Raw genomic sequence first — 11,800 nt, 5'->3', positions numbered from 1 at the left:
ATTTTAATATTTAGCGAAGTGAAAAAATAGTTTGCTATTTAAAAAAAGTGGCGATATAATATCTAAATGAAAATGATAATTATTATCAATAATAATTACAAATAAAAAATAATTATAAAAAACAACTGAATATAAAGGATGAAATGAAACATGTTACATAAGTCTACTGTACATGCTGGTAATAACCGCTGGCTACATATTAAGTTCATATGTTTCATGAGCTTAACAATTTTATGTTTAATTGGATCTATATTTTTAGCCATTTCATTTGGTGCAAAAGATATTCATTTACAAACGGTGTGGGCAGCGGTTTTGGATTACAACCCGAAACTAACACAGCACCAAATTATTTATGAATTAAGGCTCCCGAGAGTAATTGGTGCAGCAGTTGTAGGGGCAGCTTTTGCGGTTGCTGGTGCTGTTATGCAAGGTGTAACACGAAATCCTTTAGCTGATGCAGGTGTACTCGGAATAAATGCAGGTGCGATGTTTGTAGTAGCACTTAGTTTTGCTTTTTTCCCACATATGCCGTATTCCTATTTAATGATTGTTTCCTTTATTGGAGCTGTCTTAAGTACAGTACTTATCTTTGTTATTGGATCAGCAACATCAGGCGGGTTAACACCAATGAGGTTAACGATTGCTGGAGCGGTTATGGCAGCGCTTTTACATTCATTAAGTTCAGGTGTTGCGATTTATTATGATTTAAGCCAAGATTTAGCGTTTTGGTATGCTGGTGGTGTTGCAGGGGTTAAGTGGGAACACTTGAAATTTTTAGTCCCTATTATTCTTATAACGATTATTTTTGCGACAATGCTAGGGAGATCAATTTCACTCATATCAATGGGAGATGATGTTGCTACAAATTTAGGAGTGAAAACGAACCGAACGAGAATACTAGGGATGATTATAGTAGTTATTCTGGCAGGTGTTTCTGTTTCAGCTGTTGGTTCTATCGGATTTGTAGGACTAGTTATCCCGCACATTGCTAGAAAATTAGTTGGTGTTAATTATCGACTCATTATTCCTATGTCAGCATTATTAGGAGCTATGTTATTAGTTGTAGCTGACCTAGGAGCAAGAGCAGTAAACCCTCCTAAAGAACTTGCGATAGGAATTATGGTAGCTCTTGTTGGAGTTCCGTTCTTCCTCTATATAGCACGTAAAGTTGGGAGAGAGCTATAAGTGAAGGGTCTTATTAACACAGATAAAAAAAGAGCCATTACTGTAACTACAATATTCGGTTGTATTGGTATCGCTGTCATTTTACTTAGCTTAAATACAGGGACACTTAGTATTGCACCGCTCAAAGTAATTCAAACGCTTTTCGGTTATGGTGATTTTGAAAGTGCAACCGTGCTATACGATTATCGTATGCCAAGAATTATAATCACAATGTTAGCTGGTATTGGCCTTGGGATTTCCGGTGCGATTTTACAAGGATTATCACGTAACGCACTTGCAGACCCTGGTATTTTAGGACTGCATTCAGGTGCATCTTTCGGGCTAATTATATTTGTTACTTTCTTTCATTCTATTAATGAGAATGCATCGATTTTAATACCGTTATTTACATTTGGTGGGGGAATACTAGCTGCATTTTTAATTATTATACTTGCGAGTGATCAATCAAAAGGTTTACTTCCCATTAGACTTATTCTCGTTGGTATTGCTGTTTCAGCTGGATTTAGTGCGATTTCGTTATTTTTCTCTCTCAAGTTAAATGATGAGACATATACATTCGCTTCCAGATGGTTAGTTGGTAACGTGTGGGGAAGGGATTGGATTCATGTCCTTGCATTATTACCTTGGATTTTCATACTAACCCCGTATGCATGGCTAAAATCTAAAACGTTAAATGCATTGTCACTAGGTGATAGTGTAGCAGCAGGACTTGGTGTTTCTGTTCAAAAAGAACGGTTATTACTTTTAGCTACAGCGGTTGGATTATCTTGCGCAAGTGTATCGATGGCAGGAGGGATTGGTTTTATCGGTTTAGTTGCTCCGCATATCGCAAGGAAGTTAGTAGGTACTACATATCAACACTTTCTTCCTTTAGCTGGCATTATCGGAATGATTATTTTAGTGCTAGCAGATACGATAGGTCGTTCTATATTTGAGCCAAACTCTATTCCAGCTGGTGTAGTAGTGGCAGCTTTAGGAGCACCGTATTTTCTTTATTTACTTACAAAAACAAAATAAATACTTCAAAGAGGAGAACATATGAAAAAGAAACTTACTATTTTATTTAGCATGATGTGTATTTTAGTATTAGCAGCATGTGGTCAAACGAAAGCTAATGAAGAGGCAACGAAAAAAACGGAAAAAAGTAATGACCCAAAAATTGCTTCAATGTCTATTCATTTAACGAATGATTTACTTGCATTAGGAATTACACCAGTAGGTTCTGTTATTGGTGGAGATTTAAAAGATTTCTTACCGCACGCAAAAGAGCAGTTGAAAGATACGAAGAAGCTTGGTGTTGTAACAGATCCGAATATGGAAGCGTTACTTCAATTAAAGCCAACTGACATTTATGTTGATGAAAAATATGCTGGTAAAGATGTAGCGAAATACGAAAAAATTGCAAAAACACATTCTTTCAATTTAGATGAAGGTACGTGGAGAGATCATTTAAAACAAGTTGGTAAACTTGTAAACCGTGAGAAAGAAGCAGATAAATATATTCAAGATTACGAAGAGCAATCAAAACGAGTAAAAGGTTTAATAGATAAAGAGCTAGGTAATAACGAAAAAGTAATGGCAATTCGCGTTACTGCAAAAGAATTGCGTGTATTTAGTACGAAAAGACCGATGGGACCAATTTTATTCCAAGACTTAGGGTTACAGCCTGCAAATGGTGTAGAGAAAATTGATGGAAACCGCCCTTTCGAAGTCATTTCACAAGAAGTATTACCTGACTTTGATGCAGATGCGATTTTCGTTGTTGTAAATAGAGATGATAAAGCAAAAGCAGCATTTAAACAACTTCAAGAAACGCCAATTTGGAAAGACTTAAAAGCAGTTAAAGGCAAGCACGTATACATTATCAATGATCAACCATGGCTGGACTATTCTGCTTTAGGAAACAAAATGGCAATGGATGAAGCGGAGAAAATGTTTACGAAATAATATAGTTTTGCTATTAGGAAAGGCCCTCTAAATTTGGAGGGCCTTTCTATTGTTGTTAGAATAAATAAAAAATTATACAATGAAGTTAATTCAATATGGAGGAGATGTGCCAATGTCAGCGCTTATTGTAAGTATCCCGTTTATGAAACAGTTTATGGAATAAGGGGATAAATAGGCTAAAATAAGTATCCCTGTTATTTAAAAGGGGGAGTTTGAAATGACAATGAATCTTTTTCGAAATAAAACGATTAAATTATCAGCTATGAGAGAAACAGATGCTGAAGTAATGGCTATGTGGCAAGAAGATAGTGAGTATTTAAGACATGTTGATACAGATGTAGCATTCCCGCAATCTTTAAATGAAATAGCAAGTGATGAGTTATTAAAAGGACGGAGATCGAATAGTGTTTCTTTCATGGTAAGGACAGTTCAAGAAAATCGCTTAATTGGTTTTGTGGCGATTCATGGTATAGAGTGGAATAACAGAAAAGGTTTATTAGCCATTGGTATAGGAGATACGAATGATAGAGGAAAAGGATATGGGAAAGAAGCAATACATCTTATTCTAAAGTATGCTTTCTATGAATTGAATTTACACCGCATCGGTCTCGATGTTATTTCGTATAATAAACCTGCCATTGCATTGTATAAAAAGATGGGTTTTCAAATGGAAGGCTGTATGAGAGAAGCGGTTCAAAGAGATGGGAAGTGTTTTGACCGTATGATTATGGGGATATTGCGAGATGAATGGATAGAGCTGCAAGGTTAGAAAGTACATTCGAAATTATATATGTAGTATGCAGGAGATATAATGGTAATTGGCGAAAATTTACAGTGTGTTGATTGAATTTATAAGGAGTCATGTAAAATGAATTTAGAAAAGGCAAAACCAGTAAATGAAGAGGTCGCCGAATTAAAAGAACTTATTAAAGAGTTGCACGGAAGTGTGCACCAACTTCAAAGTGAAGTGCAGCAACTAAGGCACGAAAGACCAATTGTTGAAGTGAGAAAAGGTGTTCAATTATCACCAACAATTGTCGGACAAATTGGTGGTATGATTTTAGGTGGTTTAGCAATTATCGGTATATTTTGGTGATGACAAAAGGTTTGCAGCACGCATGCTGCAAACCTTTTGTATTTGACGACATAATTTCATGCAATACAACTTTTACATTAAATAACGTAAATATATATAAGCATGTGATAACAAGAGTGCAACAATAGTTAATGGTAAACCAATTTTTAAGAAGTCCATATAAGAGAAGCCATGTCCTTCACGTTTTGCAATACCAGCAACGACTACGTTTGCAGATGCACCGATTAGTGTTCCATTTCCTCCTAAGCAAGCTCCAAGAGATAACGCCCACCATAGTACTTCGATTTGCGGAGAATCGACAGATAGTCCGAGTCCTGTAGCTAAGTCTTGAATAAGAGGAATCATCGTTGCGACAAATGGGATGTTGTCGATTGTCGCAGATGCGATGCCAGATACCCATAAAATAAGTATAGCTGCGAATCCGATGTCACCGTTTGTTACGTCGATTACTTCTCTTGCAAGTGAAGAGATAAGTCCGATATCAATTAACCCGCCAACGAGAACAAATAATCCGGCGAAGAAGAAAATGGTTACCCATTCAACATGGGCAAATACATCTTCAATATCATGTTCTTTCACGCCGATTAACATAAGAAGTGTAGCGCCTGTCATCGCGATAACAGCAGCGTCTACATGAATAATCGAATGAAGTACGAAGCCTAAAATAGTTAGTCCTAAAATCGAAATAGATTTTAAAAGGAGGCTTTGATCTTTAATGTAATCTTTTTCGTTTAATGCCATTAGTTTTTCGATTTGTTCAGGTGTTGTTTTTAGTTTGTTACGATACATGAAGTAAATAATGCCAAGTGTCACGATAGAAATAATAATTACGATTGGAGCTAAGTTAAGTAAAAAGGCGTTAAAGTCTAAATGCTTGTTTGCTGATCCAATCATAATATTAGGTGGATCACCGATTAATGTTGCTGTTCCGCCTATATTTGAAAACAGCACTTCTGAAATCAAATAAGGCACAGGATTTACTTTTAAAATACGTGTAATGGATAATGTAACAGGAACGATTAATAAAACAGTCGTTACATTGTCCAAAAATGCTGATCCGACAGCAGTTAATAGGGATAGTAATAATAAAATGCGAATCGGTTTTCCACCAGCTGCTTTTGCCGCTTTAATGGCCACAAATTCAAAGACGCCTGATTGACTCGTAATATGTACGAGAATCATCATCCCAATTAAAAGGGTAATCGTTTCCCATTGAATATGTGATGTGAAAGCAGTATGTAAATCTACAACTCCAAAAATAATCATAATAGCAGCACCGAATAGTGCGATTACAGCACGATTCAATTTCTCAGAAATAATAAATCCGTACGTGATTAAAAATACGGCAATTGCAAAATAATATTGCCAATTTGCTACTTCATGTGCTGACTGTTCCAATCATGTCACCTTCTTTAAATTATGTATTCAATTGTCGAAATGTATCTCGCTGCAATAATACGGGATAAAATATATTGTAGCAAATTCAAAAAAGAAAGAAAACTATTTAACAAAGTGAAGGAAAAAATGTATTTTTTACATATCATATAAAAAATATAAAAAACACAGTGCAAATTATTAGGAAAAGTGAGCGTTGTCCTCTAATATAGAGATAGCAATTTACATTATTTTTGCGTAAAATGGTTTAAAGAGGTGAATTCCGATGGAAATAGTAAAAGATAGTTCTCTTATTCAAAATGAAATTGAACGTTTTGTAAATAAAGATGTATATATTCATTTAGAAACGACAAACGGAGCGTATGCATCACACATAAATGAAAAGATGATGACAGTTGGTGCTTTCATTCGAAATGCGATTATCCGTTTTGAACGCGGGAAGATAACTGGAACAAATCCATACCGAGTTGGTTTGAAAATGGATCACGGTTGGGTATATGCTGAAGGTATTACGCACTGGGAAGTAGACGATCAAGAGCGTTTATTATTAGCTGGACATGATAATTTAGGTCGCTTAGCAGTTGCACTTGAGTTAAGCTTAACACCATTTAAGTAAGAAGGAGGGAAACTTATGGAGAGACATGTACTTGTTGTATTTCCGCATCCAGATGATGAAGCATATGCTGCGGGAGGAACAATTCGCTTATTAACAGATCAAGGAGTACCTGTAACGTATGCATGTGGTACTCTAGGACAAATGGGACGTAACATGGGTAAGAACGTATTCGCTAACCGTGAAACGATTCCACATATCCGTAAGAAAGAATTGAAAGATGCTTGTGAAGCGATGGGTATTAAAGATTTAAGAATGCTTGGCTTCCATGATAAAACGTTAGAATTTGAAGATGTTGATTTCGTTGCTGATAAAATTGAAGCAATCATTCAAGAAGTAAATCCATCTCGAATTATTACATTTTATCCAGAACACGGTGTACATCCAGATCATAATGCATTTGGCCGCGCTGTCGTTCGCGCTGTATCACGTATGCCAAAAGAAGAGCGCCCAGTTATCCATGCTGTTGCGATTACGAAAAATCGTGAGGCAGTATTAGGAGAACCGGATGTTGTAAATAACATTAGTGAAGTATTTGATCATAAATTAACTGCATTAGGTGCGCACCGTTCACAAACAGAAGCAATGCTTGAAGACACGCATGCAAAAATAAAAAACAAAGATGCAGCAACATTAAAATGGCTGCAACTTGAACAGTTTTGGACTTATAAATGGGAGTAGGCTAGAAGGATACCTTCTAGTTGCTCTTACATAGAAAAAGCGCCGTCACTTGTGATGGCGCTTTTTCTTGTTGAAGACTATATATTTCTTAGGGTGCTTCAAAATTTTTAAATTAACGTGCAGTATAGCCTCCATCAACAAGAAGTGTTGTACCGTTAACAAAACTAGCATCATCACTTGCTAAAAATAAGACAGCTTTAGCGACTTCTTCTGGTGTTCCAAGTCTGCCTTGTGGATGAAGTGAAGCTAAATATTCTTTCTGTTCAGGATTAACACTACCAAGTAAAGGGGTGTCAATATAACCGGGGCACACCGCATTAATACGTATTCCATATTTAGCGTAGGCAGTACATAAATTTTGAGTTAATAGTTTCACACCACCTTTTGCAGAGGAGTATGCTGTTGGGGTAGGTAATGAAACAAAACTATGAATCGAACCAGCGTTAACGATGACACCACCTGTACCTTGTTTAAGGAATTGTTCAATCGAATATTTATTAGAAAGGAATACCCCAGACAAATTAATATCAATAGTCCTTTTCCACTTTTCATAGGATAATTCGTTTGCTGGTGCATCATCAGCAACGCCGGCATTGGCATACATAATATCTAATTTACCGTATGTACTTACTGTCTCATGAATTAGCTGTTTAATATCTGCCTCTTTTGTTACATCAGTTTTAATAAATAAAGTATTATATCCATGTGCATTCAATTCATCTGATAGTTCTTTTCCACGTTCAGAAAAGTCAGCAATAACTACTTTTGCACCTTCTTCGATAAAAAGACGAACAGTAGATTCGCCAATTCCACTTGCTCCACCAGTTATGATTGCTACTTTGTCTTTCAATTTCATATAAACCTCTCCATTCATCAATGAATTTAAGTCGAATTTTAAAATCTGGTTATGTCACTATTAACCTTAAATAGTAAGTAGATAGAAGAAAAAGCTCGCGTTTACTTAATTGTGAGAGTGCTATTTTTTCTTTAGTGTACTTTTTGATACAGTTATGGACGAAAATATTAATTTGGTCAATCTTATCATTAGATTGAATATTTGGTAAAGAGCTCTCGAACAGAGCGAGTACGGATGCTGAAAAATTAAAATAAATATGAAGTATTATTTGTAGGGTAAGGAACAAGGGGGAGAGAAGCATAACGAAAACTACTACTCTATTTAAATAGGAAAAAACCTTGCAGGGGGGCAAGGTTTTAAACAGGGTATTAAAAATGGTTGATTTATTAAGAAGAACTTCTTCTTGTGAATAAACTAATTTTAGCATGATAACTCATATGTATGTGTTACGAATTTGTGAATAAAAACTCAATGATAAAAGTATGAGTGAAAGGAAATAATGTATTTGAAATATGTATTATTACAGAAAGTTTAGTTGAAATAGTGAGGAAAATAAAAAAGCGCAATGAGCAAAATAATTAAGAGACGAATTATATGAAAGATTAGTGGAACGCCTACTATTTAATTCTTTAGAACTGATTTTTAATAATGCATATAAGAAGCGTATATTTTGAATTATTTAATAGAATAATATATATTTATATTGATTTAGTGATTTTAGTTTGTTAAAAATGGGGAAATCGATATGAAGGTTAAATTTGCCGTAATAAAAGATGAGAGCTTTGATTGTAGTTTATTGGAAACAAAATTATTGAAAACTTTTAAAGAAGTAGATTGTGAAGCAGATATTGTAAAGGTTGAGGATGAAATTTTTGAAAACAATGATGTACAAACGCATTTATCAGAAATAACCATTCATGTTACTGGAAAAAATATCGGATATAGATCCGTTTCAGCCAGTATATTTATTGTTCTAGAGAGTTTATCAATACAGCTATTTCGTATTCATATTAGTATACTTTAAGCAGTTCAAAAAGTGGATTCTTCAGAAAATCATACTGATTATATTGAGTTGTAAATATGAAAACAATAGAAATTATCGTAGGTGCTCCCGAATGTTGGATTGCACCTTGTTTGTTGTTAAATAAACAAGGGATTCCTTTTTAAATTTTAATCTATCTTAACGCTAATTTATAAATAGAAGAATGGAAACATGTGAGTAATTCAATTAGATTGTACAAATAATTTGGTACGCGGATATACGCAATGTATTCACAGGTAAGAGGGTTGTCTCATAATATATATAGATTTTTCTATTAAGATGAACAGAGGGTGTGGATATATGGAAGATGTTTACGCTAAAATTGACAGTCTCAAGGCGGAGCAAAAAGAAATGATGAGAGACATTCGAAATTTAGAAACGCGTACTACTATTAATGAGAAAGACATAGCAACAATCAATAAGCAATTAGAAAAAATAAGTACAAACACTACTTGGATTTTGCGAATTATTATTAGCGCGATAATAATGTCAGTTTTAGGATTGATATTAAAAGGGATGATTTAAAAGAAAGAGGGGAGCTCCCTCTTTCTTTTATGTAAATGAGAAGCTATAAATTTTCTGTTTCCTTTTCACCTGCATATTTTTCCTCTAAAGAAATTAATAGAGGAATGGATACGGTTACTAGAATGATTAAAGTAGTTATAAAAGATTTAGAAAGAGAAAAAGAACCTTCAATTAAAGGTGATAAAAACTTGAATGAAAGTAGACTTGTTATGAAGGAAATTACTAAAAAGCTAAAAAGAGAGATATTTTTATTCTTTATAGATGTTTCTATAAAGTCTTTAACACAGGTTATTACGACAAATATAGTTAATATGATAAGAGAAACAAAATAATGTGTTAAATTCGTCATACTAATAGCAGGGTCGTCTATTATGTAGGCAAGTAACTTAGATACTAATATTCCTCCAAACAATAAAATAATAAAAGCAAGTAATCCTTCCAATATATAAGTGCTGAAATTGTCTTTCTTGTTAAAGAGTTTATAGTTTAGAGTAGATTGGGTTATTTGAATTAGGAATAGGCTAATAATCCATACATAATATACAATTGGTAATTCTCCTGAGAATAGAGAAATTAGAAAGTTTAATACTGTCCTTAAAATTTCAATCATTACGAAAGTCCTCCTGTTTGTAAGCTTGTGACATTAAAATATGCTAGTCTATCGTTTAATAATTAAGTTTATGAATTCAAACTATTTCTAATTATTCCATAAAAAGGTGAATGTATCAAGTTATCTTTTTAACAATCCTCCAAGGTTGAGCACTAGTAAAAGAAACGCAATATGTAATATAATTGAAAAAGTATATTTAAAGATCGATGTTAATATTACCCTCCTATAAGTATTAACATACGTAATTGAGGTGTTTTCTTTGTTGTTTTATGACCGGATTTCTATAATGGCCCCTCCTGTTCCGTAGCTTAGGAAAGTCTTTTTACTTCTGAGATTTTCAAAGTTATAGGAGGGTATGAAAAATGAAAAAAGTCTCAGTACCATCACTTTTGTTAATGATTATTCTTGTCGCATTTCCGCAAATTAGTGAAACGATTTACACACCGTCTTTACCGGACATTTCAAAGGCGTTACATGTAAGTAATAATGAGGTGCAGTTAACGCTTAGTGTGTATTTTGCTGGATTTGCTTTAGGTGTATTTTTTATTGGATGGCTATCAGATATAATTGGCCGTCGCCGGGCAATGTTATTTGGAATTGTCGTATATGGCGCTGGGAGTTTCTTGTGCTTTATTGCAAATTCCATTGAAGTTTTATTGGTAAGTCGTTTTATTCAAGCGTTTGGAGCAAGTGCAGGATCAGTTGTGACGCAAACGATTCTTCGTGAAAGTGTAGAAGGGCATAAGAGGCATGTTATGTTTGCTCAAATTTCAGCAGTCATTGCTTTTACACCAGCGATAGGACCGTTAATTGGTGGCTTTCTTGATCAAATGTTTGGATTTAAAATAGTATTTTTAAGTTTAGTAGTTATGAGTATCGGTATTTTTCTGTATACGTTTGTTTCTCTTCCTGAAACAAAAACGGGCTCAGTAACGAATAAAATAAATGTATTTTCAGTCTTGAAGAGGTTAATTACAAATCCGAAAGTGGTAACATATGGGCTGTTAATTGGAGGAGCAAATGGTGTTTTATTTAGCTATTATGCAGAAGCGCCGTTTATCTTTATTGAATACTTTCAGTTATCGCCTAGTATGTATGGCTTTCTAGGAATTGTTGTAGCGTCTGCTTCTATTGTTGGAGCGAAAATTTCAAAACGTTTACTTGCTACTTATAAACCAGAGAAAATTATATATATCGGTTGTCTCGTAATGACAGGAGGAGCTATCCTTTTATCTGTTATTACGTTTGTGGGATCAAATCCGTATGTAATATATATGGTTGTATTTTTAATAGCGATGTTTATATTGCTATTAGGAATTGGAGTAGCGTTACCTAATTGTTTAAGTTTAGCGTTAGTAGATTTTCAAGATGTCATTGGTACAGCTGGAGCGTTGTTTAGCTTAGGATACTATGTAATTGTAACGATGACAATTTGGGGAATGAGTCAATTGCATACGGGCTCGTTACTGGTGATGCCACTTTATTTTCTAGTTATTGTAGTTATAATGGCAGTGTTTACTAGGGTATTTATCTTTGGTAAGTAAACTTCGAAATCGATTTAAATATGAAATTGTAAAAGAGTCTCATTTTTTAATGAGACTCTTTTATATTTTATCCCGTTGTTTTGAGGCAGAAAGGTTTCTGCCTCAAAATTTGGCTGGGGTAAAGAAGTTAGTAGTTTATTAATATATTAAATTTCTTATTGGTATATGAATCGAATGTGTGGGAAATTACGTTATAAACTATAAAGGTTGAAGTATTTGAGATATGAAACCGAGGAAGATAGCATCTCCTCGGTTATTTATATTGTAATAATATACATGCCGGAATCATATTGAATAGATGTATTT

At 34.3% G+C, this 11,800-nt stretch carries 13 protein-coding genes; 10 read left to right on the top strand and 3 right to left on the bottom strand.

Going from position 1 to position 11,800, the window contains the following annotated elements; genetic code table 11:
* Positions 1–150 precede the first annotated feature (150 nt).
* The 5 genes from GBN78_RS25285 to GBN78_RS25265 all read left to right on the top strand — a co-directional run bounded on the left by GBN78_RS25285 (position 151) and on the right by GBN78_RS25265 (position 4,228).
* Positions 151–1,185: a FecCD family ABC transporter permease gene (locus tag GBN78_RS25285; protein WP_152127835.1), complete on the top strand. Its 1,035-nt coding sequence runs from the start codon at positions 151–153 to the stop codon at positions 1,183–1,185.
* A complete protein-coding gene (locus tag GBN78_RS25280) occupies positions 1,186–2,202 on the top strand; it encodes a FecCD family ABC transporter permease (protein WP_017763454.1) in 1,017 nt (338 codons plus the stop codon).
* Between the two features lie 21 nt (positions 2,203–2,223).
* Complete coding sequence (locus GBN78_RS25275; RefSeq protein ID WP_000728222.1) at positions 2,224–3,132, top strand: iron-hydroxamate ABC transporter substrate-binding protein; 909 nt, start codon at positions 2,224–2,226, stop codon at positions 3,130–3,132.
* Positions 3,133–3,349: 217 nt separating this feature from the next.
* Positions 3,350–3,901 carry a GNAT family N-acetyltransferase gene (locus GBN78_RS25270; protein WP_000178504.1) on the top strand — a complete coding sequence of 184 codons (552 nt, stop codon included), beginning with the start codon at positions 3,350–3,352 and terminating at the stop codon, positions 3,899–3,901.
* A 99-nt stretch (positions 3,902–4,000) separates the two neighbouring features.
* Positions 4,001–4,228 (top strand): coiled-coil domain-containing protein, encoded by a 228-nt coding sequence (locus GBN78_RS25265; protein ID WP_001047298.1) that lies wholly within the window; start codon positions 4,001–4,003, stop codon positions 4,226–4,228.
* A gap of 72 nt (positions 4,229–4,300) precedes the next feature.
* Here GBN78_RS25265 and GBN78_RS25260 read toward each other — a convergent pair whose 3' ends face one another.
* Positions 4,301–5,626, bottom strand: coding sequence for an ArsB/NhaD family transporter (locus GBN78_RS25260; RefSeq protein ID WP_000437992.1), 1,326 nt, complete (start codon positions 5,624–5,626; stop codon positions 4,301–4,303).
* A 262-nt stretch (positions 5,627–5,888) separates the two neighbouring features.
* Here GBN78_RS25260 and GBN78_RS25255 point away from each other — a divergent pair, with 262 nt between their 5' ends.
* Together GBN78_RS25255 and bshB2 are read left to right on the top strand one after the other, a co-directional pair.
* Entirely contained in the window at positions 5,889–6,239 is a 351-nt protein-coding gene (locus tag GBN78_RS25255) for a YojF family protein (protein ID WP_000407045.1), read from the top strand.
* 15 nt (positions 6,240–6,254) lie between these two features.
* Positions 6,255–6,917, top strand: coding sequence for a bacillithiol biosynthesis deacetylase BshB2 (gene bshB2 / locus GBN78_RS25250; protein ID WP_000439483.1), 663 nt, complete (start codon positions 6,255–6,257; stop codon positions 6,915–6,917).
* 112 nt (positions 6,918–7,029) lie between these two features.
* Here the strand turns inward: bshB2 and GBN78_RS25245 are convergent, their stop codons facing one another.
* Positions 7,030–7,773: an SDR family NAD(P)-dependent oxidoreductase gene (locus tag GBN78_RS25245; protein ID WP_000768020.1), complete on the bottom strand. Its 744-nt coding sequence runs from the start codon at positions 7,771–7,773 to the stop codon at positions 7,030–7,032.
* Between the two features lie 745 nt (positions 7,774–8,518).
* Here GBN78_RS25245 and GBN78_RS25235 point away from each other — a divergent pair.
* Together GBN78_RS25235 and GBN78_RS25230 are read left to right on the top strand one after the other, a co-directional pair.
* Complete coding sequence (locus GBN78_RS25235; RefSeq protein ID WP_000865018.1) at positions 8,519–8,797, top strand: hypothetical protein; 279 nt, start codon at positions 8,519–8,521, stop codon at positions 8,795–8,797.
* Positions 8,798–9,115: 318 nt separating this feature from the next.
* Entirely contained in the window at positions 9,116–9,340 is a 225-nt protein-coding gene (locus tag GBN78_RS25230; protein WP_000390469.1) for a hemolysin XhlA family protein, read from the top strand.
* A gap of 43 nt (positions 9,341–9,383) precedes the next feature.
* Here the strand turns inward: GBN78_RS25230 and GBN78_RS25225 are convergent, their stop codons facing one another.
* The gene (locus GBN78_RS25225; protein WP_088046467.1) at positions 9,384–9,950 is read right to left on the bottom strand and encodes a DUF5823 family protein; all 567 of its coding nucleotides are present in this window, start codon (positions 9,948–9,950) and stop codon (positions 9,384–9,386) included.
* Between the two features lie 362 nt (positions 9,951–10,312).
* Between GBN78_RS25225 and GBN78_RS25220 the strand changes: the two genes are divergently transcribed.
* Entirely contained in the window at positions 10,313–11,494 is a 1,182-nt protein-coding gene (locus GBN78_RS25220; RefSeq protein ID WP_088046466.1) for a multidrug effflux MFS transporter, read from the top strand.
* The last annotated feature ends 306 nt before the right edge of the window (positions 11,495–11,800 follow it).

Source organism: Bacillus sp. B2-WWTP-C-10-Post-4 (assembly GCF_009183805.1).
In the GTDB taxonomy this organism is placed as follows: Bacteria; Bacillota; Bacilli; order Bacillales; family Bacillaceae_G; genus Bacillus_A; species Bacillus_A cereus.
The sequence above is the reverse complement of the archived record's forward strand: the minus strand, read 5'-3'. Positions and strand labels throughout refer to the sequence as shown.